Annotated in this window: 26 protein-coding genes and 1 tRNA gene; 14 read left to right on the forward strand and 13 right to left on the reverse strand. The window is 72.2% G+C overall.

All coding sequences use genetic code 11. The features are described 5' to 3' along the window. Positions 1–80 precede the first annotated feature (80 nt). The 6 genes from FB557_RS14825 (at position 81) to FB557_RS11975 (ending at position 2,783) form a co-directional block, all read left to right on the forward strand. On the forward strand, positions 81–272 hold the full coding sequence (locus FB557_RS14825) for an energy-coupling factor ABC transporter permease (RefSeq protein WP_342778937.1): 192 nt from the start codon (positions 81–83) through the stop codon (positions 270–272). After that, positions 215–790 (forward strand): energy-coupling factor ABC transporter permease, encoded by a 576-nt coding sequence (locus tag FB557_RS11955; RefSeq protein ID WP_246074762.1) that lies wholly within the window; start codon positions 215–217, stop codon positions 788–790. Before FB557_RS14825 ends, FB557_RS11955 begins: the two co-directional genes overlap by 58 nt. Next, the gene (locus FB557_RS11960; protein ID WP_144857843.1) at positions 790–1,101 is read left to right on the forward strand and encodes a PDGLE domain-containing protein; all 312 of its coding nucleotides are present in this window, start codon (positions 790–792) and stop codon (positions 1,099–1,101) included. Before FB557_RS11955 ends, FB557_RS11960 begins: the two co-directional genes overlap by 1 nt. Beyond that, positions 1,102–1,872 carry a cobalt ECF transporter T component CbiQ gene (gene cbiQ, locus FB557_RS11965; protein ID WP_144857844.1) on the forward strand — a complete coding sequence of 257 codons (771 nt, stop codon included), beginning with the start codon at positions 1,102–1,104 and terminating at the stop codon, positions 1,870–1,872. It abuts the gene before it with no gap. Next, the gene (locus FB557_RS11970; protein ID WP_144857845.1) at positions 1,869–2,636 is read left to right on the forward strand and encodes an energy-coupling factor ABC transporter ATP-binding protein; all 768 of its coding nucleotides are present in this window, start codon (positions 1,869–1,871) and stop codon (positions 2,634–2,636) included. The genes cbiQ and FB557_RS11970 overlap by 4 nt, the downstream gene beginning before the upstream one ends. 65 nt (positions 2,637–2,701) lie before the next feature. Then, positions 2,702–2,783 (forward strand) — tRNA-Leu (locus tag FB557_RS11975). 88 nt (positions 2,784–2,871) lie between these two features. On the opposite strand, the gene rdgB is transcribed toward FB557_RS11975, so the two are convergent. Both rdgB and rph read right to left on the reverse strand, forming a co-directional pair. Further along, entirely contained in the window at positions 2,872–3,516 is a 645-nt protein-coding gene (gene rdgB / locus FB557_RS11980) for an RdgB/HAM1 family non-canonical purine NTP pyrophosphatase (protein ID WP_144857846.1), read from the reverse strand. Continuing rightward, a complete protein-coding gene (gene rph / locus FB557_RS11985; protein WP_144857847.1) occupies positions 3,513–4,277 on the reverse strand; it encodes a ribonuclease PH in 765 nt (254 codons plus the stop codon). The genes rdgB and rph overlap by 4 nt, the downstream gene beginning before the upstream one ends. Before the next feature lie 92 nt (positions 4,278–4,369). On the opposite strand from rph, the gene FB557_RS11990 reads away from it, so the two are divergent. Then, a complete protein-coding gene (locus FB557_RS11990) occupies positions 4,370–5,248 on the forward strand; it encodes an alpha/beta hydrolase family protein (RefSeq protein ID WP_170236289.1) in 879 nt (292 codons plus the stop codon). Here the strand turns inward: FB557_RS11990 and FB557_RS11995 are convergent. The 5 genes from FB557_RS11995 to clpS are packed head-to-tail and all read right to left on the reverse strand — an operon-like array spanning position 5,224 to position 8,695. Continuing rightward, a complete protein-coding gene (locus FB557_RS11995) occupies positions 5,224–6,258 on the reverse strand; it encodes an LD-carboxypeptidase (RefSeq protein WP_144857849.1) in 1,035 nt (344 codons plus the stop codon). The genes FB557_RS11990 and FB557_RS11995 overlap by 25 nt on opposite strands. Continuing rightward, positions 6,156–6,932, reverse strand: a complete 777-nt coding sequence (locus tag FB557_RS12000; RefSeq protein WP_144858007.1) for an MBL fold metallo-hydrolase — start codon at positions 6,930–6,932, stop codon at positions 6,156–6,158. The genes FB557_RS11995 and FB557_RS12000 overlap by 103 nt, the downstream gene beginning before the upstream one ends. A 2-nt stretch (positions 6,933–6,934) precedes the next feature. Next, positions 6,935–7,762 (reverse strand): glutamate racemase, encoded by an 828-nt coding sequence (gene murI, locus FB557_RS12005; RefSeq protein WP_170236290.1) that lies wholly within the window; start codon positions 7,760–7,762, stop codon positions 6,935–6,937. Next, positions 7,752–8,405 (reverse strand): DUF2017 domain-containing protein, encoded by a 654-nt coding sequence (locus tag FB557_RS12010; RefSeq protein ID WP_144857851.1) that lies wholly within the window; start codon positions 8,403–8,405, stop codon positions 7,752–7,754. Before FB557_RS12010 ends, murI begins: the two co-directional genes overlap by 11 nt. Next, positions 8,405–8,695, reverse strand: a complete 291-nt coding sequence (gene clpS / locus FB557_RS12015) for an ATP-dependent Clp protease adapter ClpS (protein WP_246074764.1) — start codon at positions 8,693–8,695, stop codon at positions 8,405–8,407. The genes FB557_RS12010 and clpS overlap by 1 nt, the downstream gene beginning before the upstream one ends. Positions 8,696–8,719: 24 nt before the next feature. Between clpS and FB557_RS12020 the strand changes: the two genes are divergently transcribed. Next, positions 8,720–10,063, forward strand: a complete 1,344-nt coding sequence (locus FB557_RS12020; RefSeq protein ID WP_144857853.1) for a nicotinate phosphoribosyltransferase — start codon at positions 8,720–8,722, stop codon at positions 10,061–10,063. A gap of 234 nt (positions 10,064–10,297) precedes the next feature. Beyond that, on the forward strand, positions 10,298–10,882 hold the full coding sequence (locus FB557_RS12025; protein ID WP_144857854.1) for a nicotinamidase: 585 nt from the start codon (positions 10,298–10,300) through the stop codon (positions 10,880–10,882). Between the two features lie 28 nt (positions 10,883–10,910). Here the strand turns inward: FB557_RS12025 and FB557_RS12030 are convergent, their stop codons facing one another. Beyond that, entirely contained in the window at positions 10,911–12,149 is a 1,239-nt protein-coding gene (locus FB557_RS12030; RefSeq protein WP_144857855.1) for a homogentisate 1,2-dioxygenase, read from the reverse strand. A gap of 86 nt (positions 12,150–12,235) precedes the next feature. On the opposite strand from FB557_RS12030, the gene FB557_RS12035 reads away from it, so the two are divergent. Then, entirely contained in the window at positions 12,236–13,096 is an 861-nt protein-coding gene (locus tag FB557_RS12035; RefSeq protein WP_144857856.1) for a hypothetical protein, read from the forward strand. Continuing rightward, positions 13,093–14,301: a fumarylacetoacetase gene (gene fahA, locus FB557_RS12040; RefSeq protein WP_144857857.1), complete on the forward strand. Its 1,209-nt coding sequence runs from the start codon at positions 13,093–13,095 to the stop codon at positions 14,299–14,301. Before FB557_RS12035 ends, fahA begins: the two co-directional genes overlap by 4 nt. A gap of 124 nt (positions 14,302–14,425) precedes the next feature. Here the strand turns inward: fahA and FB557_RS12045 are convergent, their stop codons facing one another. After that, on the reverse strand, positions 14,426–15,265 hold the full coding sequence (locus tag FB557_RS12045) for an RDD family protein (protein WP_144857858.1): 840 nt from the start codon (positions 15,263–15,265) through the stop codon (positions 14,426–14,428). 96 nt (positions 15,266–15,361) lie between these two features. Between FB557_RS12045 and FB557_RS12050 the strand changes: the two genes are divergently transcribed. Further along, positions 15,362–16,552, forward strand: a complete 1,191-nt coding sequence (locus FB557_RS12050; protein WP_144857859.1) for a M24 family metallopeptidase — start codon at positions 15,362–15,364, stop codon at positions 16,550–16,552. A 42-nt stretch (positions 16,553–16,594) separates the two neighbouring features. Continuing rightward, positions 16,595–17,650, forward strand: coding sequence for a saccharopine dehydrogenase (locus FB557_RS12055; protein WP_144857860.1), 1,056 nt, complete (start codon positions 16,595–16,597; stop codon positions 17,648–17,650). A gap of 75 nt (positions 17,651–17,725) precedes the next feature. Here the strand turns inward: FB557_RS12055 and hppD are convergent, their stop codons facing one another. Continuing rightward, positions 17,726–18,970 (reverse strand): 4-hydroxyphenylpyruvate dioxygenase, encoded by a 1,245-nt coding sequence (gene hppD, locus FB557_RS12060; RefSeq protein WP_144857861.1) that lies wholly within the window; start codon positions 18,968–18,970, stop codon positions 17,726–17,728. Between the two features lie 107 nt (positions 18,971–19,077). On the opposite strand from hppD, the gene FB557_RS12065 reads away from it, so the two are divergent. Next, entirely contained in the window at positions 19,078–19,572 is a 495-nt protein-coding gene (locus FB557_RS12065) for an Lrp/AsnC family transcriptional regulator (protein WP_144857862.1), read from the forward strand. Positions 19,573–19,639: 67 nt separating this feature from the next. Here the strand turns inward: FB557_RS12065 and FB557_RS12070 are convergent, their stop codons facing one another. The 3 genes from FB557_RS12070 to FB557_RS12080 all read right to left on the reverse strand — a co-directional run bounded on the left by FB557_RS12070 (position 19,640) and on the right by FB557_RS12080 (position 22,537). After that, positions 19,640–21,400 carry a DEAD/DEAH box helicase gene (locus FB557_RS12070; RefSeq protein ID WP_144857863.1) on the reverse strand — a complete coding sequence of 587 codons (1,761 nt, stop codon included), beginning with the start codon at positions 21,398–21,400 and terminating at the stop codon, positions 19,640–19,642. Between the two features lie 238 nt (positions 21,401–21,638). Then, positions 21,639–21,959: a DUF3039 domain-containing protein gene (locus FB557_RS12075; protein WP_144857864.1), complete on the reverse strand. Its 321-nt coding sequence runs from the start codon at positions 21,957–21,959 to the stop codon at positions 21,639–21,641. Between the two features lie 20 nt (positions 21,960–21,979). Further along, entirely contained in the window at positions 21,980–22,537 is a 558-nt protein-coding gene (locus FB557_RS12080) for a YqgE/AlgH family protein (protein ID WP_144857865.1), read from the reverse strand. Positions 22,538–22,550: the final 13 nt, after the last annotated feature.

Raw genomic sequence — 22,550 nt, forward strand, 5'->3', positions numbered from 1 at the left:
CGGCCGACCTCCCTTCGCTTGATGCAAACTCTCTGCAATAGTTGGTCGGTCTGAGCACCAACGTACCCAAGGAGGTCGGCATGCACGTCCCCGACGGATTCCTCGACATCCCGACCTCGGTCGCCACCGCTGCTGTGGCGGGCGTCGGGGTCGCGGCCGCGCTGCGGCAGTCCCGTCGCGACTCGACGACCGGCTGGCGCCCCTCGCGGGGCTCGTGGCCGTCTTCGTCTTCGCCGCTCAGATGCTCAACTTCCCCGTCGGCGTCGGGGTGAGCGGACACCTGCTCGGCGGTGCGCTCGCGGCGGTTCTCGCCGGCCCGTGGGTGGCCACCCTCGCGGTGACGGTCGTCCTCATCGTCCAGGCGCTCGTCTTCGCCGACGGCGGCCTCACCGCGCTCGGCACCAACGTCCTGCTCATGGCGGTCGTCGGGGTCTGGGTCGGCTGGGCCGTCTTCGTCGCCGTGCGGGCGCTGCTCCCCCGCACGACGGCCATGGTCCCGGTCGCGGCGGCGGTTGCCGCGCTGGTGTCCGTCCCGGCGACCGCGGCGGTCTTCACCGGGCTATTCGCCATCGGGGGTGAGGCGCCGGTCGATCTCGGCACGATGCTCTCGCTCATGCTCGGCTGGCACGCCGTCATCGGGATCGGCGAGGCGATCATCACCTTCCTCGCCGTCTCCGCCGTCATCGCCACCCGTCCCGACCTCGTCCGCGGCGCCGCGCCCGCGCTCGACCGGGCCCGCGAGGAGCGCCTCGCCGCGGCCTGCACCACCGCCTCCGAGGGAGTCGCCTGATGCGCACCCGTGCCGTCGTGATCGCCGGCGTGGTCCTCTGCCTCCTGCTGGCCGGCGTCGTCTCCGGCTTCGCCTCGGCCAGCCCCGACGGCCTGGAGCACGTCGCCGAGCAGGTCGGGTTCATCGACGCCGCCGAGGACAGCGCAGCGGCGGACTCCCCGCTGGCCGACTACGGCGTCCGCGGGCTCGACGGCCCGCTCTCCGGTGGCCTCGCCGGGGTCATCGGCGTCGCACTCACCGCCGCCCTGATGTTCGGCCTGGTCCGCCTGCTCGGTCGGCGCCGCGACGCCGGCCACGATTCGCGCGACTAGGTGAGCGGACCGCACGGCCACTCCCTGCACTTCCACGGCCACTCCCCGATCCACCGCCTCCCCCCGGAGGTCAAGATCGCCGCCGCCCTCACCTTCGTCGCTGCGGTCGTGGCCACCCCCCGCGAGGCGGTCTGGGCCTTCGGGCTGCACCTGCTCGCCCTCGTCGTCGTGATCGCCGTCGCTCAGGTCCCGGCCGGCTTCCTCGCCCGGCGGATGGTGATCGAGGTCCCCTTCGTCGTCCTCGCGGTGACGATGCCGTTCATCTCAACGGGACCGACCCGGCCGCTCGGGCCGTTCGAGGTCTCCGTCGCCGGCCTGTGGGCCGGGTGGGCGCTCTTCGCCAAGGGCTCCCTCGGAGCGCTCACCGCCCTCGCCCTCGCCGCGACCACGGAGGCTCCCGACGTGGTCCGCGGGCTGGCCCGGCTGCGCCTGCCGGCCCAGATCGTGCTCATCATGTCCTTCATGATCCGCTACCTCGACGTCGTGAGCACCGAGCTGCGGCGCATGCGGATCGCCCGGGAGTCCAGAGGCCACGCAGTCCGTGGCATCCGGGCCTGGCCGGTCCTCGCGAGCACGGCCGGGGCGCTCTTCGTGCGCAGCTACGAGCGCGGCGAGCGGGTCCACCTCGCGATGCTCTCGCGCGGGTTCCAGGGCCGGGTCGACCTCGGCGAAGGGGGGTCCGCCGGCGGCCGCGACTGGCTGGCCGCCGCACTCCCGCTGACGGGAGCGGCGATCGCCGCTACGGCCTGGTTGAGCGGGGCGGGGAGATGAGCGCGCCGGTCCTCGAGCTCGCCGGGGTGCACCACGCCTACCCCGACGGCCACCCGACCCTGCGCGGTGTCGACCTGCACGTCCACCGGGGCGAGCGGGTCGCGCTGCTCGGGCCGAACGGCGCGGGCAAGACGACCCTCGTACTGCACCTCAACGGCATCCTGCGGCCCGAGGCCGGCCAGGTGAGCGTCGCCGGGCTGCCGGTCGACGAGGAGCACCTGCTCGAGGTGCGCCGGCGGGTCGGGGTGGTCTTCCAGGACCCCGACGACCAGCTCTTCATGCCGACCGTCGGCCAGGACGTGGCCTTCGGCCCCCGCAACCTCGGGCTGCGTGGTGACGAGCTGCGCGCGCGGGTCGAGCACGCCCTCGACGCGGTGGGCATGGGCGAGCACGCCGACCGGGCGCCGCACCACCTCTCCTTCGGGCAGCGGCGCCGGGTCGCCGTGGCGACGGTCCTCGCGATGCAGCCCGACGTGCTCGTGCTCGACGAGCCGAGCAGCAACCTCGACCCCGCGTCCCGCCGCGAGCTGGCCGACATCCTCGACCGGCTCGACGTTACGGTCCTCATGGTCACCCACGACCTGCCCTACGTCCTCCAGCTCTGCGAGCGCTCGGTCGTCCTCTCCGAGGGTCGGGTCGTCGGCGACGGCCCGACCGGCGAGGTGCTCGCCGACGAGGCGCTCATGGCGGCGCACCGGCTCGAGCTGCCCTACGGCTTCGATCCACGATCCGTTCCCCCCAGGACGCGCGCTACCACGCAGTAGTGGTCGTGATCGCAGCCAGTACTGCGTGGTAGCGGGCGCCGAGGGAGCCGTAGACTCGCGGCCGCGCCGAAGTGGTGGAACTGGCAGACACGCACGGTTTAGGTCCGTGTGCCCTCGGGTGTGCGGGTTCGAGTCCCGCCTTCGGCACGCAACTGCTGCATGCAGCACTTCGACGACGGTGCAGCAGATGCAGGTGCTGCACCGCCAAGAAACTGCTGCATGCAGCAGTTTCGGGTCAGGCCAGGTGCTCGCGCAGGCGGGGGGCCATCTTGCGGAAGGCCTCGCCGCGGTGGCTGATCGCGTTCTTCTCCTCGTCGGAGTACTGGGCGAGGGTGCGGGTGTCGCCGTCAGGCCGGAAGATCGGGTCATACCCGAAGCCGTTGTCCCCTAACGGCTCCCGGACGATGACGCCGGTCACCCTCCCTTCGGTCGCGACGGTCTCCCCACCAGGCAGGGCGAGCACGGCCGCGCACCGGAAGGCGGCAGCGCGGTGCTCGTCGGGCACGTCGGCGATCTGGTCGAGAAGCAGCCGGAGGTTGCGCCGGTCCTTCTCGGCGCGCGCGAGCTCCTCGCCCTCGTGCAGCCCGGACCACCGGGCCGAGAAGATCCCCGGCATCCCGCCGAGGACGTCCACGCTCAACCCGGAGTCGTCGGCGAGCGAAGGGAGACCCGTCGCCGCCGCGACAGCCCGCGCCTTAACGGTGGCGTTGCCGACGAAGCTCACCTCGGTCTCGGGGACCACACCGACCTCGGGGTAGGCGGCCATCGAGACGACCTCGAGGTCGAGGTCGGTCGCGGTCGCAGCGAGGATCTGGGCGAGCTCGTGCACCTTGTGCTCGTTGTGGGTGGCGAGCACCACCCGCCGCGACCCCTCGCTCACAGCTCGCGCTCCCGGGCGGGTCCCTCGAGGGCCTCCTGCTGCTTCACGGTCAGCGCGGCGCAGCCGGCGGTGGCGAGGTCGAGCAGCTGGTCGAGCAGCCCCCGGTCGAAGGCTTCGCCCTCGGCAGTGCCCTGCACCTCGACGAAGGCACCCTCGCCGGTCATCACGACGTTCATGTCGGTCTGTGCGGTCGAGTCCTCGGGGTAGTCCAGGTCGCACACTGCCCGTCCGTCGACGACGCCGACCGACACGGCGGCGATCGAGCCGGTGAGGGGCTTCGCACCCTGGGCGATCAGGCCCCGCGTCCGCGCGTCGGCGATGGCGTCGGCGAGCGCGACGTAGGCCCCGGTGATCGCGGCCGTGCGGGTGCCGCCGTCGGCCTGGAGGACGTCACAGTCCAGGACGATCGTGTTCTCGCCGAGCGCCTTGGTGTCGACGATCGCCCGCAGGCTTCGCCCGATGAGCCGGCTGATCTCGTGGGTGCGCCCACCGACCTTGCCCTTGCGCGACTCGCGATCGCCGCGGGTGTTCGTGGCGCGCGGGAGCATCTCGTACTCGCCCGTGACCCACCCGGTGCCCTTGCCCTTGAGCCACCGCGGCACGCCCTCGGTGAAGCTGGCGGCGCACAGCACCCGGGTGCGCCCGAACTCGACGAGCACCGAGCCCTCGGCGTGGTCGAGCCAGTTGCGGGTGATCCGGACCTCGCGGAGGTCTGCGGGCTGGCGCCCGTCATGGCGAAGGGGGGTGGCCTGCTCAGTCATGGTCGCCAGGCTAACGAGGTCTCGGCCACCGTCACGAACCCGCAGGTGACCCGGCGGTAACCTCGCCCTGCGGGGCTGGCAGGATGACGAGCGTGACGACCACGAGCACCGCGATCGACCTGAGCTACGGACGCACGGCGATCACCGTTCGTGACGCGGGGCCGGGGACCCCGGTGGCGGTGATCCTGCCGGCGATGGGCGTCGCCGCGGGGTACTACTCCCCCTTCGCCGAGGCTCTCCTCGCTCGGGGCGTCAGCGTCGTCAGCCCCGACTACCCCGGCCACGGCGAGAGCACCCCGGCGCTGAGCCGGTCGGTGAACTACGGCTACCACGCGCTCGCCGACGAGTGGCTCACCGGCGTGCTCGATGCCACCGGCGCGCAGCTGCCCGGGCGGCCGGTCGTCCTGCTCGGGCACTCCCTCGGCGGGCATGTGGCGCTGGCTCACCTCTCTGGGCACCGGCACGCGAGCGTGACGGCGCTGGTCACCGTCGGATCGGCCTCGCCGTACTGGCGCATCTACGACCGCCCAGGGTCACTCCTGCTCAAGACCCAGTTCGTCGCCCTGGTGAGCACCATCTGGCGGCTGTGGCCGGGGCACGCCCTCGGCTTCGGCGGACGGCAGCCACGTCGGCTCATGCGCGAGTGGGCCGGGTTCGCCCGCACCGGCAGGTTGCGTCCGCGAGGGCAGGAGGACTACGAGAGCGGGATGGCTGCGGTCGACCTTCCGGCGCTCGCCATCGACCTCGCCAACGACGAGCTCGCCCCGCCGCGGGCGGTGGACCACTTCGCCGGCAAGCTGGCCGGGGCACGAGTCGAGCGGCTCCACTTCGACAAGCCCGCGGGTGCGCCAGGTCGGGCCGTGGACCACTTCTCCTTCGCCCGCAGCCCGGAGCTGATCGACGAGGTCGTCTCGTCGTGGATCCTCGAGCACACCGGCGAGGCGCCTCAGCCCAGCGGAACCATCGACTGAGCGATCGACGCCTCGCCGCCGTCGACGATGACCTCCGCCCTTGCGCCGTTGACGAGCGGCAGCTGCGGCTGCTGGTGGCCGATGTCGGCGTCGAGCACGACGGGCACGTCGAGGTCGCGCAGGGCGTCAGCGACCGCGTCGTGCTGGGTCCAGCTCTCGGCATCCGGAGCCGGGGTGCGGCCGACGAGCACGCCGCTCGCCCGGTCGAACCAGCCCGCGAGCCTCAGGCCGTGCACCGCCCGCGCGACCTCGTAGGGCCCGGCCTCGGCCACCTCGAGGTAGACGACGAGTTCCTCCTCCGGCGCGAAGCCGGGGACGTCGGCGTACCGCGTCCCGGCGAGCGGCGAGAGCACCTCCACGCACCCGCCGACGAGCCGGCCGGAGAACCTGGCGGACCCCCCTTCGCCCCCCATCAGCCGCCACGCGGTGGGTTCGGCGAGGGTCATCGTCGCGACCTCCGGGTCGGCCGCGTAGTCGTCCCAGCCGGCGGCGCGATGGTGGCTCGCGGCCCGCTGGACGAAGGGGGTGCCCTGCCCGCCGCCGTGGCCGCTGTGCGTCGCCACGTCGAGCCAGTGGAGGTGCCCGTCGGCGGGTGCGTACGGCGTGTCCATGAGGTTGCCGCCGTGCAGGGTGGCCCAGCCCGCGACGAGGGTGAGCGGCAGCATCGTCGTCACCGTGTCGGAGAAGCCGACGTACCAGCACGGCTCGCTCGCTGCCAGCAGGTCGAGGTCGAGCAGCGGGAGCAGGTCGATCCCGGTCTCGCCGCCCCACGGCGGGACGACGGCGGCAACCTCCGGGTCGACGAGGAGGGCCATGAGCTCGTCGGCGCGCGCCTCCCGGCTCGCACTCACGTGCCCCGACCCGTCGCGCAGGCAGGTCCCCTCGACGACCTCGTACCCGCGCCGCCTCAGACCTCGTAGGTCGCGCCCGGCTCGGCGAGCTCGACCTCGCGACCCTCGCCGCGCCACACCGACGCCGCCTGCTCGCGGCACACCTGAGGGTCGTTCCACGGCGGGATGTGGGTGAGCATGAGCCGCCGGACGCCCCCGGCCTCGACCGCCACCTGCGCGGCACGTGAGCCGGACATGTGGATGTCGCGGATGTCGTCGCGTCCGTCGACGAAGGCTGAGTCGACGAGCGCGAGATCGGCGCCGGTGAGCAGAGGGCCCAGGGCCGGGCAGCTGTCGGTGTCACCGCTGTACGAGAGCACCCGCCCGTCGCACTCGACCCGGAAGCCGAACGCCTCGACCGGGTGGTTGACGCGGTGGGGCACGACGCGGAACGGACCGAGGTGGACCGGCACACCATCCAGGAGGCGGCGGAAGTCGAGCTCGCGCGACATACCCGCCTCGTCGATCCCCTCGTAGGCCGCCGCGAGCCGCTCGGCCGACCCGGCCGGTCCGTACACGGGCAGGCGCTGCGGCAGCGGACCTTCCGGACGGTACTTGCGGGTCACGTAGAGCCCGGTGAGGTCGATGCAGTGGTCGGGGTGCAGGTGGCTCACGAGCACCGCGTCGAGGTCCTCGAGCTCGGCGTGCCGCTGCAGCCCGCCGAGCGCGCCGTTGCCCAGGTCGAGCACGATCCGCCAGGTCCGCCCATCGGCCTCGGCGGTGACGAGGTAGCACGACGCCGGCGACTCCGGGCCGGCGAAGGACCCCGAGCACCCGACGATGGTCAAGCGCATCGTCACCCTCCTACGTTGCCGAAGACGTCGCCGACAGCCGGCCCGAGGAAGCGGCGCGCCAGCAGGCGGAACTCCTCGGCGTCGCCCGTCGTGGTGAAGCCGTGCTCCGGCGGCGGGCCGTCGTCGGGTCGGAGCAGGTCGCGGTCGGCGAGCACGCGGTAGACGTCCTTGGCCGTCTCCTCCGCCGAGGAGACCAGGGTCACCCCTTCGCCCATGACGTAGCTGATCACCCCGGTGAGCAGCGGATAGTGGGTGCAGCCGAGCACCACCGTGTCGACACCGGCCCGGCGCAGCGGCTCGAGGTACTCACGAGCGACGTCGAGCAGCTTCGGCCCGCTCGTCACGCCGGACTCGACGAACTCGACGAACCGAGGGCACGGCTGGGAGCGCACGTCCAGGTGCGGTGCGGCCGTGAAGGCGTCGAGGTAGGCACCGGACTGGTGGGTGCCGCTGGTCGAGATGACCCCCACCTTGTCGTTCCGGGTCGCGAGGACGGCCCGGCGCACCGCGGGCCGGATCACCTCGACGACCGGGACGTCGTAGCGCTCGCGGGCGTCGTGCAGGACCGCGGCCGAGGCGGTGTTGCACGCGATGACGAGGGCCTTGACGCCATGGTCGACGAGCCGGTCCAGGCACTCGATCGCGTACTCCCGGGTCTGGGCGATCGGCCGGGGGCCGTAGGGCGCCCTCGCCGTGTCACCGAAGTAGGCCGTCGCCTCGTGCGGCAGCTGGTCGAGCACCGACCGCATCACGGTCAGACCACCGAAGCCGGAGTCAAAGATCCCGATCGGCGCGTCCACGGCGACCACCCTACGTCGCTCAGAAGTCACCGGAGAGCGCCCGCCCGAGGGACTCCTGCAGCCAGGTGAGGAAGTCGTAGAGCATCACCGCGAAGGCGGCCGGGTCCTCGCCGTCGAGGTCAGCAGCGACCCGGTCGAGCCGCTCGGCGTCCTCGTCGGTACGCAGCCCGAGCCGCTCCCCCATGACGAGGCGGATGTCGGTGAGGCCGACAAGGACGGCAATCGCCTCCCCTTCGTCCAGGCTCAGCCGATCAGGGTCGGCCGGGTTGCCCGAGCCGCGCTCCATCACCTGCACCACCGTCCGCAGGTTGGCCGCCTTCCGGCTGCGCAGACCGGGCTCGGTGAGCCGGCGGAACTCCCGGGCCGCCTCCGGGTCCTCCCGATGGCCCGCCGGGAAGAGCCGGTCCAGCGCCGGGTCGCGGTCCTCCTCGAGCCCGGTGGAGCGCTCCGGCGCCGGCTCCCCGACGTCGGTGCTCAGCTGGCCGATCCCGGCGACGATGGCGTCGAAGCCGTCCTCGCTCCCTTCGGCGACCCCTTCGCGCGGGGTCGGCGCCCCTGCGGCGGGCTCGATCAGCTCGAGCACCTGCTCGGCGAGCTGGCCGACGACGGCCCGCTCGGATCGGTCCAGGTGGGCGACGAGCCGGCCCCGTCGGCGGCTGAAGGCGCGGGCCACTAATCGTCCTTCTGGAAGGTCGCCCAGAGCCCGTAGCCCTGCATCGCCTCGGTGTCGAGCTCCATCTGCTCCTTCGGGCCGGTGGAGACCACCGCCCGCCCCTTCTCGTGGACGTCCATCATGAGCCGGGTCGCCTTCTCCTTGTCGTAGCCGAAGTGGGTCCGGAAGACCCAGGTGACGTAGGACATGAGGTTGACCGGGTCGTTCCACACGAGGGTGATCCACGGCACGTCCGGGTCGACCTGGAGGTCTGACTCGGTCTGTTCCTGCTCCACGGGCGCGACGGACACGACGACAACCATAGGGTGGCAACCGTGAGCACTGCGAGTACAGGCACCGACCGACGGCGCAGCACCGCCCTGCTGACCGACCACTACGAGCTGACGATGCTCCAGGCCGCGCTGCGTGCCGGCACGGCCGGGCGACGGTGCGTCTTCGAGGTCTTCGCCCGGCGCGTGCCGGACGGCCGTCGCTACGGCGTCGTGGCCGGCACCGGCCGGGTGCTCGAGGCGATCGAGAGCTTCCGCTTCGGCGAGGACGAGATCGCCGACCTGCGCGAGCGCGGCGTCGTCGACGAGCGCACGCTGGAGTTCCTCGCCGACTACCGCTTCGACGGCGACGTGTGGGCCTACGCCGAGGGCGACGCCTACTTCCCGTACAGCCCGCTGCTCGTGGTCGAGTCCGACTTCGCGCACGGGGTGATCCTCGAGACGGTGATCCTCTCGATCCTCAACCATGACAGCGCGGTCGCCTCGGCGGCGTCCCGGATGACCGGTGCGGCGGGGACCCGGCCGTGCATCGAGATGGGGTCGCGGCGCACCCACGACGAGGCGGCGGTCGCGGCGGCTCGGGCGGCCTACATCGCCGGCTTCGCCTCGACGTCGAACCTCGAGGCCGGGCGCCGGCACGGCGTGCCGACGGTCGGCACCTCGGCGCACGCCTTCACCCTGCTGCACGACAGCGAGCGCGAGGCCTTCGCGGCCCAGGTCGACGCGCTCGGGACCGGCACGACCCTCCTCGTCGACACCTACGACGTGAGCGAAGGGGTGGCCACGGCCGTCGAGGTCGCCGGCACCGAGCTCGGCGGGGTCAGGTTGGACTCCGGTGACCTCGTGGAGCAGGCGCGTGAGGTCAGGGACCAGCTCGACGGGCTGGGCGCGACCGGCACCCGGATCACCGTGACCTCCGACCTGGACGAGTACGCGATCGCGGCGCTGGCTGCCGCGCCGGTGGACGGCTACGGGGTCGGGACGCGTGTGGTCACCGGGTCCGGCCACCCGACGGCGTCGATGGTCTACAAGCTCGTGGCCCGCGAGGACGCCGACGGGCAGATGATCGGCGTGGTGAAGAAGAGCAAGGACAAGAAGTCGGTCGGCGGGCGCAAGTACGCCCTGCGCCGGCTCGACGCCAACGGCGTCGCCCGCGCCGAGCTGATCGGCATCGGCGAGCTGCCCGAGGACGACGGCGAAGGGGTGAGCGACCGCGAGCTGCTCGTCCCCCTGATCCGTGGCGGCGAGGTGGTCGGCCGGGAGCACTGCACGGTCGAGGCGGCGCGGGAGCGCCACGAGGCCTCGATGGCCGAGCTGCCCCGCTCCGCGCACCAGCTGAGCCAGGGCCAGCCCGCCGTCGAGACGGTCTTCGTCACCGAGACCCCATAGCGTCACCGAGAGCCCGCAGCGTCACCGACCACCCCCCAAGCCCGTGGCACGGATGGCCGCGCAGAGGTATGCCCTCACGGGCGAATAGCACTCATCGGATATATCGACATGCACGTGGTGTATGCCCTATGCCCGATCAGTACTTTCCGCCCACAACGGGTGCTGTCACGGGCGCTCGCGGGGCTGCTCTCTCGCGCCCATCGGCTCGACGCGCGGGTCGGTACTGTGGGCCGCATGAGCCGCGCGCTGGTCCTCGTCGACATCCAGAACGACTTCTGCGAAGGGGGATCCCTGGCCGTCACCGGTGGTGCTGAGGTCGCCCGCCGCGCTGCGGAGAAGGTCGAGGCCGAGCGGGACGACTACGCCACCGTCGTCGCCACCCAGGACTGGCACATCGACCCCGGCTCGCACTGGGCGCCCGCTGGCACCGAGCCGGACTTCGTGGACACCTGGCCGGTGCACTGCGAGGTCGGCACCGCGGGCTCGGACTTCCACCCGAACCTGCGTCCCTCGCTGCACCACGTCGAGGAGATCTTCCGCAAGGGCGAGTACGAGGCCGCCTACAGCGGCTTCGAGGGGACGAACCAGGACGGCACCGGCCTGGCCGCGTGGCTCAGGGCGAAGGGGGTGACCCAGCTGGACGTGTGCGGCATCGCCACCGACTACTGCGTGCGCGCCACCGTGCTCGACGGGATCAAGCACGGCTTCGAGGTCACCCTGCTCACCGACCTCGTCGCCGGCGTCGCCCCGGAGAGCACCGAGAAGGCGCTCGAGGAGATGACCGGCGCCGGGGCCCGCACCGACGACCAGGCCGGCTGACTCCCCCTTCGCCGCTGTCGTCCGTCGTTCAACGTCCTCCGGTCCAGCTCCAGGCGTACTTGCCGTCGTCGCAGGCCAGACCGCCCTCGCCGATGTCCAGCGGGCGGAAGGTGTCGACCATGACGGCGGTCTCGTCGAAGTACTCGATGCCGATCGACTTCTCGTAGGCACCCGGCTGCGGCCCGTGCGCGTGCCCGCCCGGGTGCAGGCTGATCGAGCCGCGCGAGATGCCCGAGCCCTTGCGCGCCTCGTAGTCCCCGTCGACGTAGAACATCACCTCGTCGCTGTCGACGTTGGAGTGGTAGTAGGGCACGGGGATCGACAGCGGGTGGTAGTCGACCTTGCGCGGCACGAAGTTGCACACGACGAAGTTCCACCCCTCGAAGACCTGGTGCGCCGGCGGGGGCTGGTGCACCCGTCCGGTGATCGGCTCGAAGTCGCTGATGTGGAAGCGGTAGGGGTAGAGGCAGCCGTCCCAGCCGACCACGTCGAGCGGATGGAAGGGGTAGGCGAAGCGGGTGCCGACGATGCCGCCGGGCCCGTGGCCGCGGTGCTTGACCAGCACCTCGGTCTCGTCCTCGCGCGAGGCCCCGATGTCCTCGGCGAGGAGCGGGCCGGCCGGTCCGTGGATGTCACGCTCGCAGTACGGGGCATGCTCGAGCAGCTGGCCGTACTTGCTCAGGTAGCGCTTCGGCGGCGAGATGTGGCTGCTGGCCTCGGTGCAGTAGAGCCGCAGCACCGACCCATCCGCTGCCTCGCCCGACGGGGCGGGCAGCCACCGGTGGGTGGTGGCGCGCGGGATGAGCAGGTAGTCGCCGTGCGCGACGTCGAAGGAGCCGAAGACGGTCTCGACCCGGCCCGCGCCCCGCTCGACGTAGACCAGCTCGTCGCCGACGGCGTTGCGGTACCAGGGGCTGACCGTGCCGGTGGCCACGTAGCTCAGGCGCACGTCGCCGTTGCCGAGCAGCAGCCGGCGGCCGGTCACGGCATCGATGTCGGCGACCGATGCGTCGTCGTCGCCGAAGAGGGTGTGCGGCTGCAGGTGCAGCGGCTTGAGCGGGTGGTTGGCGGTCAGCGTCTGGTCCGGCAGCTCCCACACCTCGCTCGCGGTGATCTCGCTGGGGATCTCGCGGTGGTAGAGCAGGGAGCTGTCCGAGGAGAAGCCCTCCTCGCCCATGAGCTCCTCGTAGTACAGGCCACCATCGGGCGCCGGGTGCTGCGTGTGCCGCTTGGGCGGGATGTTCCCCATCGCGCGGTAATGGGCCATGATCTGTCCACCTCGTCGTGGGTTCGGCTGACGATCTGCACGATAGAGGATGTGATCGCGGCCACGCACCCAGTAGGCTCGAGGTCATGCCTGCTCCCCCTCCCCTGGTGACCGGGCTGATCCACGACGCGGCGGTCTTCCCTCCCGGCAACGCCCCGCTGGACCGCGCCCTGGCCGAGCACGGCGAGCATCGCCGCGCCTGGTACGCCGACCTGGTCGGGCCGCTCCTGGTCCCTGCGTCAGGGGTGGCCGAGCTGGTCGACCTCGTCGGCGAAGGGGGTGAGCTCGCCGTCGTCGTGGTGGCGCGCCCGGGCGTGCCGCCCGAGGAGATCACTGCGGCCCTGCGGGCCGCGGACGGCTCCACCGTCACGGTGCACGGGGTCGAGGCCGGCTGGAGCGAGGACTGGCGCGACCACCCCTTCGCCTCTGTGCCACTGGTCCTCGAGATCCCCCGAGGGCCGGACCGGGACCGGGCCATGACCGACGTGCGCGACGGGCGCGCCGAGGGCTACGACGTGCAGGCCAAGTTCCGCACCGGTGCGACGCCGACCTGGCCGTGGCCGAACGAGGACGAGCTGGCCCGGTTCATCACCGACGCGGTCCAGCTCGGCATCCCCTTCAAGCTGACCGGCGGCCTGCACCACCTCGTGCGCGCCGACCACGCAGGCTCCGATGGCACCCCCGACCCGCAGCACGGGCTGCTCGAGGTGCTCGTCGCCGTCGACACCGCGCTGAGCGACACCCTCGGGGTCTCACCGGAGGACCTCGCCGCGATCCTGGCCGACCGCGACGGCGAGCGCCTGGCCAAGGTGGTCGCCGGCTGGGACGACGGGCGCGCCGACCGGGTGCGCGCGACCTTCACGGCCTACGGCTGCTGCGGGGTCACCGACCCCATCGACGAGATGATCGACCACGACCTCCTGGAAGGACACGGACAGAGCGCATGAGCAAGCATCCCTGGCTGACCATCGGCACCGACCACCCCTTCGGGCCGCACCACCTGCCGTACGGCAGCTTCGCCCACGGCTCCGGTGAGCCCCGGCTCGGCGTGCGGATCGGTGACCACGTCCTCGACGTCGAGGCCGCCGCGGCCGCCTGCCACCGCGACACCCGCCCGTACCAGGGCGGCAACCTCGACCCGCTGCTCGCCGCCGGGCCCCAGGAGTGGGCGCAGACCCGCGAGTGGCTGGCCGACCTGCTCGGCGACGAGGACCGGGCCGACGTCCTTGCCCCGCACGTGCACCCGGTCGACGACGTCGTGATGCACCTGCCCTTCACCGTCGCCGACTACGTCGACTTCTACGCCAGCGAGCACCACGCGAGCAACGTCGGGCGGATCTTCCGACCCGACAGCGAGCCGCTCACCCCGAACTGGAAGCACCTGCCGATCGGCTACCACGGCCGCTCCTCGACGGTCGTCGTCTCCGGCACCGAGATCACCCGCCCGTCGGGGCAGCGCAAGGCCCCGACCGACGAGACGCCCACCTTCGGGCCGAGCGTCAAGCTCGACATCGAGGCCGAGCTCGGCTTCGTCGTCGGCGGGCGGACCCGGCTGGGCGAGCCGGTGCCGGTCGAGTCGGCCCGCGACCACCTCTTCGGGGTCGTCCTGCTCAACGACTGGTCCGCGCGCGACCTGCAGGCCTGGGAGTACGTGCCGCTCGGCCCCTTCCTCGGCAAGTCCTTCGCGACGACGATCGCCGCCTGGGTGACGCCGATGGCTGCGCTTGGCCCGGCACGGGTCGACCTGCCCACCCAGGACCCCCAGCCGATGGACTACCTGCGGGGCGAGGCCGCGCAGGGCCTGGACATCACCTACGAGGTCGACTGGAACGGCACCGTCGTCTCCCGCCCGCCCTACGCGACGATGTACTGGTCGCCGGAGCAGATGATCGCGCACATGACCGTCAACGGCGCGACCCTGAGCGACGGCGACCTCTTCGGGTCCGGGACGGTGTCCGGGCCGGAGCCGGCCACCCGCGGATCCTTCCTCGAGCTGTCGTGGAACGGCTCGGAGCCGGTCGAGCTGGAGGACGGGTCGAGCCGGACCTTCCTCGAGGACGGCGACACCGTGACCTTCCGGGCCACCGCGCCGGGCGAAGGGGGTCCGCTGCACCTCGGAGAGTGCACCGGCACCATCTGCCCCGCCCGCTGACCCTCCCTCCTCATCCCCCTTCGCCCCGCCCCTGCGCCCGTCCATCCAAAATGTAAGGCGAGGTGGTGGGCCAGCGCTCTCGGCGCGTGGTTGGGGAAGGGTGAAGGGGGGATGAGCGGCTCGGTCAGGCGCGGACGACCTCGGTCCCGCCGACCTTGTCGTGCCAGGTCTGCCGGAGCGGGTCCCGCACGGCCCACACATGGTCGACGAGGAGCAGCGGCATCGCGATCCAGCTGAGGATCGGCACGTACCCGAGCAGCCAGAGCGCGACGCCGAATCCGGCTCGGCGCAGCGCCATGCCCGCCGTCACGGGCCCGTCGGCTCCCTGGGGGCGCACCCTGATCCCCGCGGCGAGCTTGCCGAGCGTCGCGGACCACCGGGTGAGCATCAGCACCTGGTAGGCGAGCACGGTGAGGGCAACCAGCGCCACGGCGACGGCCAGCCAGGCCCAGTCCATGAAGGCCATGAGGTCGGTCGGGGTGAGCTCGGAGACGGCGGTGGGGTCGTCGGCGTTGTCGAAGACGAAGCGCACGTAGTCGCGCATCCCGAGCGCCCAGGCCCAGCCGGAGGTGATCGCGCAGAGCACGCCGATGACGAGGGCATCGAGGAGCCAGGCTGCGGCGCGAGCGCCGAGCCCGGCCAACGGTCGACCGTCGCGCGCGACCGCACCCGTGCCAGGCGCCGGGCGCTGAGGGTGCTGCGCGGCGGGCTGCTGCCACCCGCCCCCAGGGCGGGGCTGATCGGCCTGGCCAGGCTGGCCCAGCTGACCAGGCTGGCCGGGCGCTCCGACCGGCGCGGGCGGTGCGCCCTGGGGCGCCCCCGTCATCTCCTCGACGGCAGCCTGCGGCCTGGCCGGCGCCTGCTTGGGGACACGGTGCTGCGACCAGACGATCCCGTCGAAGTAGCGCAGCTGCTCGGGGTCCTCCGGGTCGTCGTACCAGCCGGCCCGCTCGGGTGTGTGCATGGCCGCAAGGATGCCAGCACCACCCGGCGCGACCGGCACGGGCCGCGCCGCGTGGCCCTGCTGCGCCCGGGCCGCCACGTCAGGCACGATGCGGGGATGCAGACGCGGCGCCCCTTCGCCCCCGACGAGTACGAGCGTCGGCTCGAGGCGGTCCAGCGGGAGATGTCCTCGCGCTCCATGGCCGCCCTCGTCGTCGTCGACCCGGCGAGCATCAACTACCTGTGCGGCTACGACGCCTGGTCCTTCTACATGCCGCAGTGCCTCGTCGTGCCCAGCGCCGGTCTCCCCCACTTCTTCACCCGCGCCATGGACGTCAGTGGGGGCGCCATCACCGCCGATCTGCCCGACGACCGGGTCCACGGCTACCCCGAGACCCTCGTGCACCGCCCCGACGTCCACCCCTTCACGTGGATGACGGAGCGGGCCGTCGAGCTCGGCCTCATGCCCAGGTCGGGTGACGCCGAGGTGGGGGTCGACCTGGACGCCCACTTCTTCTCCGCCCGTGGCCACGCCTGCCTTGCCGAGGGCCTCGCCCCCACCCGGGTCGTCGACAGCCACCAGCTGGTCAGCTGGGTGCGCGTGGTCAAGTCCTTCGCCGAGCAGGACCTCATGCGGGCCGCGGGCAGGATCGCCTCACGTGCGATGAGCTCGGCGCTTGAGACGGCCGCCCCTGGCGTCCGGCAGTGCGACGTCGTCGCCGCCATCCAGCGGGCCCAGGCCGAGGGTGCGGGCGACGCCGGCGGCGACTACCCGGCGATCGTGCCGATGCTCCCGACCGGCAAGACCGCCGGCACCCCGCACCTGACCTGGTCGGACCGGCCGCTGCAGTTCGGCGAGGCGACGACGATCGAGCTCGCGGGGGTGCACCGCCGCTACCACGCCCCCCTGGCCCGCACCATCTCCCTCGGCAAGCCCCCGCGCCGCCTGATGCACACCGCGGGGGCGGTCGACGAGGGCCTGCACGCGGCGCTGGAGGCGATGGTCCCCGGCAACGCGGTCCGCGACGTCCACGAGGCGTTCTCCTCGACGATCGCCCACCACGGCCTGTACAAGGAGTCCCGCATCGGCTACTCCATCGGCATCGGCTACCCGCCGGACTGGGGCGAGCGCACGATCAGCCTGCGCTCGGAGGAGACCGCCGTCCTGCAGGCCGGCATGGCCTTCCACATGATCCTCGGCATGTGGGAGGACGACTGGGGCTACGAGACCTCGGAGTCCCTCCTCGTCCAGCCGCTCGGCCCCGAGCGCCTCACCGACGTCCCGCAGGGCCTCTACATCCGGGACTGACCCGGCTCTCCCCCTTCGCCGCTCGGGTGCCACGATGACGCCATGAGCGACCCGATGCACCTCTGGCTACGGCACGAGACCCGAGCGACCGAGCGGCGCGCGCCGCTCACCCCGGCCGACGCCGCCGCGGTGATCTCCGCCGGGCACCGGCTCACCGTCGAGTCTTCGCCGCAGCGGATCTTCGGCGACGACGAGTACGCGCAGATCGGCGCCGAGGTCGCGCCCGCCCTGTCCTGGACCGAGGCGCCCGAGAACACCGTCGTCCTCGGGCTCAAGGAGCTGCCCGACGCCCCCGCGGAGCTGGCCCACCGGCACGTCTTCTTCGGCCACGCCTACAAGGGGCAGAGCGGCGCGACCGCGCTCCTCGAGCGGTTCCGGCGGGGCGGTGGGACCCTGCTCGACGTCGAGTACCTGACGAAGGGGGGCCGTCGGGTCGTCGCCTTCGGCTACTGGGCGGGGTATGTCGGCGCCTCGCTGGCGATGCTGCACACCCGCGGCGCGCTGACCGGAGCGGTGCAGCCGATGGAGCGGGCCGAGCTCGACGAGCGGCTGCGCGGCAGCGCCGCCGACACCGGGGAGGACGAGCGCTACCTCGTCACCGGCTCGCGGGGACGCAGCGGCTCCGGCGCCCTCGACGCCATCGCCGTCGGCGGCGGGACCAGCACCGGGTGGGACCGCGAGGAGACCGCCGCCCTGGACAAGGACGCCCTCCTGGCCCACGACGTGCTCGTGAACTGCGTCGGGGTGAGCGAACCCGCTCCCCCCTTCGTCACCGCCGAGGACCTCGATCGCCCGGACCGCCGGCTGCGCACCCTCTCCGACGTCACCGCCGACTTCACCAGCGACCTCAACCTGCTGCCGGTCAACGACCGCGAGACCACGTGGGCCGAGCCGGTCCGACGCCTGCACGACGGCGCGCACGGGACGCCGCCGGTCGACATCGTCGCGATCGACAACCTCCCGTCGCTGCTCCCGCGAGAGGCCTCGACCACCTTCTCCGCCGACCTGCTCCCCCACCTGCTCGACCTGCCCCGCGGCACCGAGCCGTGGCGGGCCAGCCGGGAGGTCTTCGAGGAGAACCTCGCCCGGCTCGGCTGACCGGCGCCGCAGACAGGCGAAGGGGGTGCCCGCCGACCTCGTCGGTGGGCACCCCCCTTCGCGTGCGCGGGTCGGTCAGAGGTTGCCGCGCTTGTCCTGCTCGCGCTCGATCGACTCGAAGAGCGCCTTGAAGTTGCCTATGCCGAAGCCCAGCGAGCCGTGCCGCTCGATGATCTCGAAGAACACGGTGGGCCGGTCGCCGAGGGGGCGGGTGAAGATCTGCAGCAGGTAGCCGTCCTCGTCCCGGTCGACGAGGATGCCGCGCTTCTGCAGCTCCTCGATCGGCACGCGAACCTCGCCGATGCGGGCGCGCAGCTCGGGGTCCTCGTAGTAGCTGTCCGGGGTCGAGAGGAACTCCACGCCCTCCTTGCGCAGCTCGTCGACCGTGCGCAGGATGTCGCCGGTCGCGAGCGCCAGGTGCTGGGCACCCGGGCCCTGGTAGAAGTCGAGGTACTCGTCGATCTGGCTGCGCTTCTTGGCGATCGCCGGCTCGTTGAGCGGGAACTTCACCCGGTGGTTGCCGTTGGCGACGACCTTGCTCATGAGCGCGGAGTACTCGGTCGCGATGTCCTCGCCGACAAACTCCGCCATGTTCACAAAGCCCATGACCCGGTTGTAGAAGCCGACCCACTGATCCATCTTGCCGAGCTCGACGTTGCCGACGATGTGGTCGAGCGCCTGGAAGAGACGCTTGGGCGCGCCCTCACGCTTGACGAAGCCGGACTCGCGCGGGACGTACCCGGGCAGGTACGGGCCGTCGTAGGTCGCGCCGTCGACGGTGCGCTGCACGAGGGTGTGCCGGGTCTCGCCGTAGGTGACGATCGCGGCGATGCGCACGGTGCCGTGCTCGTCGGTGACGTTCTCCGGCTCCTGGACCACGGTCGCGCCGGCCCGCCGGGCCTGCTCGATGCACTTGTCGACGTCGGGCACCTCGAGGGAGATGTCCACGACACCGTCGCCGTGCTTGGCGTGGTGCTCGATGAGGGGGCTGTCGGGGGCGACCGCACCCTTGACGACGAAGCGGATCGAGCCGGACTTCAGCACGAAGGCCTTGTGGTCGCGGTTGCCGTGCTCGGGGCCGGAGTAGGCGATGAGCTCCATGCCCCACGCCGACTGGTAGTAGTGGGCGGTCTGGGTCGCGTTGCCGACGACGAAGACGATGGCGTCCCACCCGGTGACCGGGAAGGGGTCCTTGCTCTCGTCGTACTCGACGAGACCCACCAGCTGCTTGAGCTGGGCCATGTCGAGGTCTTCGGCGCGCTCCTGCTCGGTCAGCTCGGGGGTGCCCGCCGCGGCCGACGTCGTTGTCGTATCAGTCATGTCGGCACTGTCCCGTGACCGGTCACAGTGCGCAACTAGCGTCGCGCTCGATAGGCATCCTGTGCAGGCTCTTGCCCGCCTTGGCGGTCACTGCGCACAATGTGCCCATGGGCAGACCGGAGGGTATCGACGACCTCGACGCGCGGATCATCGCGTTGCTCACCGAACGACCGCAGATCGGGGTGCTCGGGGCCTCCCGTGAGCTCTCCGTCGCGCGCGGCACGGTCCAGGCCCGGCTGGACCGGCTGCAGCGCAGCGGGGTCATCGCCTCGCTGGCCCCGCAGGTCGACCCCGAGGCGTTGGGATTCCCGGTCACCGCTTTCTGCACGTTGGAGATCAACCAGCGTCAGGGGCACGCGCCGGTCGTCGCCCACCTCTCCGCGATCCCCCAGGTGCTGGAGATCCACAGCACGACCGGGCGCAGCGACCTCATCGTCCGGGTGGCGGCGCGCGACAACGCCGACCTCGGGGACGTCATCGACGAGATCATCGACGACGTCCACGTGCTCCGGGCAAGCACCTCGATCGCCCTGGTCACCCACCTCGCGATGCGCACCGGCCCGCTCGTGCGCAAGGCCGCCGACGACGCAGGCCGAGGCTGACGGCTTGGCGGCTCCTGCGTCGCATCTCGGCCGGCGTCCCTCCCTCAGTTCCTGAGGCACGCCCAGCTCAGCGGCGCCCGACGAACCAGCGGCGGATCGTCGTGATCCGCTCCCCCACCTGCTCGCTCGTCGCGGTCGCCAGCTCGGGGCCACCGCAGGCCCGCCGCAGGTCCATGTGCACGGTCGCGTGCGGCAGCGACCGCTTCTGCGCGTAGGCCGAGACGAGCTTGTTCAGCTCCCTGCGCTGGGCGGCGAGCGCCCGGTGCGCCGACACCGGCTGGGCCGGCCCCTTGCCCCGGCCACCCGACTTCTTGGTCTGCCTGGTCTGCCGCTCCGAGAGCAGCGCCTGCACCTGGTCGTGCTCGAGCAGCCCGGGCAGACCGAGGTAGTCCTGCTCGTCCTCGGAGCCGACGTCGGCGTGGGCGCCCCACTGCTTGCTGTCGTAGAGCACGTGATCGAAGTGGGCGTCGGACTCCAGCGCCTCGAAGGAGCCGAGCAGGTCATCGCTCGCGCCCTCGTCGCGGTTGGCGGCCGCGAGCAGTCCCTCTTCCTCGGACCACATCGGCGCCTCACCCTCGTCGCCGCCGGGCCGGTCCAGCGCGTGGTCGCGCTCGACCTCCATCGACCCGGCGTGGGCGAGGATCACCGGCACGCTCGGCAGGAAGACCGACGCGGTCTCCCCGCGCCGGCGCGCCCGGACGAAGCGGCCGACGGCCTGGGCGAAGTACAGCGGCGTCGAGGCCGAGGTCGCGTAGACGCCCACGCACAACCGGGGCACGTCCACCCCTTCGGACACCATCCGCACCGCGACCATCCAGCGCGAGGTGGCCCCCGCGAACTCCTCGATCCGCGCCGAGCTGCCCGGGTCGTCGGAGAGGACGACCGTCGGCTTCTCCCCGCTGATCTCGTGCAGGATCCGGGCGTAGGCCCGCGCCTGGGTCTGGTTGCTCGCGATGACGAGCCCGCCGGCGTCCTCGACGTGTCGGCGGACCTCGGTCAGCCGGCGGTCGGCGGCCGCGAGCACGGAGGGGACCCACTCCCCCTTCGGGTCCAGCGCAGTCCGCCAGGCCTGCGCCGCGACGTCCTTGGTCATCGGCTCACCCAGCCGCGCGGCCACCTCGTCGCCGGCGCGGGTGCGCCAGCGCATCCCCCCGCCGTAGGCCATGAAGAGCACCGGACGCACGACGTGGTCGGCGAGCGCCTGCGCGTAGCCGTAGGTGTAGTCGGCGCTGGAGCGCAGGATCCCGTCGTCGCCGTACTCGTAGGTGACGAAGGGGATGGGGTTGGTGTCGGAGCGGAACGGCGTGCCGGTCAGCGCGAGCCGACGCACCGCCGGGTCGAACGCCTGACGGATCGCGCTCCCCCAGGACTTGTTGTCGCCGCCGTGGTGGATCTCGTCGAGGATGACCAGGGTGCGCTCCCCCTTCGTCCGCTGCTCGTGGATCGAAGGGCGCGAGGCGACCTGGGCGTAGGTGAGCGCGACTCCGTCGTAATCGCTGGCGGTGTCGGCGACGCTGTTGGAGAACTTCGGGTCGAGGTGGATCCCCACCCGGGCCGCGGCGTCGGCCCACTGCGTCTTGAGGTGCTCGGTGGGGGCGACGACGGTGACGCCGGTGACCTCTCCCTTCGCCAGCAGCTCGGCGGCGACCCGCAGGGCGAAGGTGGTCTTGCCGGCTCCGGGGGTCGCGACGGCGAGGAAGTCGCGGGCGCCGGAGTCGAGGTACTGGTGCAGCGCCTCGGCCTGCCAGGCCCGCAGCGCCCCGGCGGTACCCCAGGCCGCCCGCTCCGGGAAGGCGGGTGGCAGGTGCTCGGCGGCGTGCTGACTCATACGGCGTCCAGGGTAAGCGCCCCCGCCGACGATCCCGAACCACCGTCCACAGCCCCCCTCGCCCGCCCCGCCCAGCCGGCCTCACGAAACCCAGCCGGCTGGGTTTCGATGAGCTGGCTGGGTTTCGAGACCCAGCCAGGTCCACAAAACCCAGCTGGCTGGGTTTTGTAGGCAGCCGACCGGTCAGCGGTGGGCTACCGGCGAAGGGGGACGAGCCCCCTTCGTCGTCCGGCTGTGCTCAGTCCTCGCCGTCCTGGGGGTCGCGCAGACCCTCCCAGATCTCCTTGCACTCCGGGCAGGTGGGGAACTTCTCCGGGTCGCGGCCCGGGATCCACTTCTTGCCGCAGAGGGCGATGACCGGCTCACCGGTCATCGCCGACTCGAGGATCTTCTCCTTGCGGACGTAGTGGGCGAAGCGCTCGTGGTCGCCCGGCTCCTGCAGCTGGGGGTCGACGTCGGTCTCGGGGCGCTCCAGCAGCGTCGTCCCGCCCGACTCGCCCGGAGATCCCGGGGCACCAGGGGCTTGGTCCGGACCGGTGGGGGGCAGCGGCTCGCTCATGGAGCCAGGATAGGCGGTGGTCAGTTGTGGCTGGGGTCCTGCGGATAGGTCGACAGCCAGGCCATCACCCCGCGCTGGCGTCGCAGCACCCGCCGCCACAGCGTGTCGGGGTCGGAGTCGAAGACGTCGCCGATCTCGGAGTCGACGACGAACCACCCGCCCTGGGCGATCTCGCCCTCGAGCTGGCTGGCCTCCCACCCGGCGTACCCGGCGAAGATCCGCAGCTCGCTGATCTCGGGCCAGATCAGCTCCTGCGGGGCGTCGAGGTCGACCAGCCCGATCGCGCCGAAGAGCCGCTTGATCCCCGGCGCCGGGTCGTCGTCGCCCGGGACCCCGACGAGCCCCACGGCGGAGTCGGTCTGCACCGGCCCACCCTGGAAGACCATCTGCGGACGGCTGGCGTTCTCCTGCCACCCGGGCAGGACCGTGTCGATCGGCGCCTGCACAGGCTTGTTGAGCACGACCCCCTGTGCGCCGCTCTCGTCGTCATGGGCGAGGACGAGCACGACGCTGCGCTCGAAGACCCCGTCGCTGATCTGCGGGGTGCTCACGAGGAGCCGGCCGGCACAGCTGTCCATGGCGCCCATTCTC

It is taken from the genome of Marihabitans asiaticum, assembly GCF_007828725.1.
In the GTDB taxonomy this organism is placed as follows: Bacteria; Actinomycetota; Actinomycetes; order Actinomycetales; family Dermatophilaceae; genus Marihabitans; species Marihabitans asiaticum.

Bases quoted from the DNA above. Each gene is read 5' to 3' on its own strand.
- FB557_RS14825 (WP_342778937.1), top strand. From the start codon at position 81: ATGCACGTCCCCGACGGATTCCTCGACATCCCGACCTCGGTCGCCACC.
- FB557_RS11960 (WP_144857843.1), top strand. From the start codon at position 790: ATGCGCACCCGTGCCGTCGTGATCGCCGGCGTGGTCCTCTGCCTCCTG.
- FB557_RS11970 (WP_144857845.1), top strand. From the start codon at position 1,869: ATGAGCGCGCCGGTCCTCGAGCTCGCCGGGGTGCACCACGCCTACCCC.
- rph (WP_144857847.1), bottom strand. From the start codon at position 4,277: ATGACTGAGCAGGCCACCCCCCTTCGCCATGACGGGCGCCAGCCCGCA.
- FB557_RS12000 (WP_144858007.1), bottom strand. From the start codon at position 6,932: ATGCGCTTGACCATCGTCGGGTGCTCGGGGTCCTTCGCCGGCCCGGAG.
- FB557_RS12025 (WP_144857854.1), top strand. From the start codon at position 10,298: ATGAGCCGCGCGCTGGTCCTCGTCGACATCCAGAACGACTTCTGCGAA.
- FB557_RS12030 (WP_144857855.1), bottom strand. From the start codon at position 12,149: ATGGCCCATTACCGCGCGATGGGGAACATCCCGCCCAAGCGGCACACG.
- FB557_RS12035 (WP_144857856.1), top strand. From the start codon at position 12,236: ATGCCTGCTCCCCCTCCCCTGGTGACCGGGCTGATCCACGACGCGGCG.
- fahA (WP_144857857.1), top strand. From the start codon at position 13,093: ATGAGCAAGCATCCCTGGCTGACCATCGGCACCGACCACCCCTTCGGG.
- FB557_RS12045 (WP_144857858.1), bottom strand. From the start codon at position 15,265: ATGCACACACCCGAGCGGGCCGGCTGGTACGACGACCCGGAGGACCCC.
- FB557_RS12050 (WP_144857859.1), top strand. From the start codon at position 15,362: ATGCAGACGCGGCGCCCCTTCGCCCCCGACGAGTACGAGCGTCGGCTC.
- FB557_RS12055 (WP_144857860.1), top strand. From the start codon at position 16,595: ATGAGCGACCCGATGCACCTCTGGCTACGGCACGAGACCCGAGCGACC.
- hppD (WP_144857861.1), bottom strand. From the start codon at position 18,970: ATGACTGATACGACAACGACGTCGGCCGCGGCGGGCACCCCCGAGCTG.
- FB557_RS12065 (WP_144857862.1), top strand. From the start codon at position 19,078: ATGGGCAGACCGGAGGGTATCGACGACCTCGACGCGCGGATCATCGCG.
- FB557_RS12070 (WP_144857863.1), bottom strand. From the start codon at position 21,400: ATGAGTCAGCACGCCGCCGAGCACCTGCCACCCGCCTTCCCGGAGCGG.
- FB557_RS12075 (WP_144857864.1), bottom strand. From the start codon at position 21,959: ATGAGCGAGCCGCTGCCCCCCACCGGTCCGGACCAAGCCCCTGGTGCC.
- FB557_RS12080 (WP_144857865.1), bottom strand. From the start codon at position 22,537: ATGGACAGCTGTGCCGGCCGGCTCCTCGTGAGCACCCCGCAGATCAGC.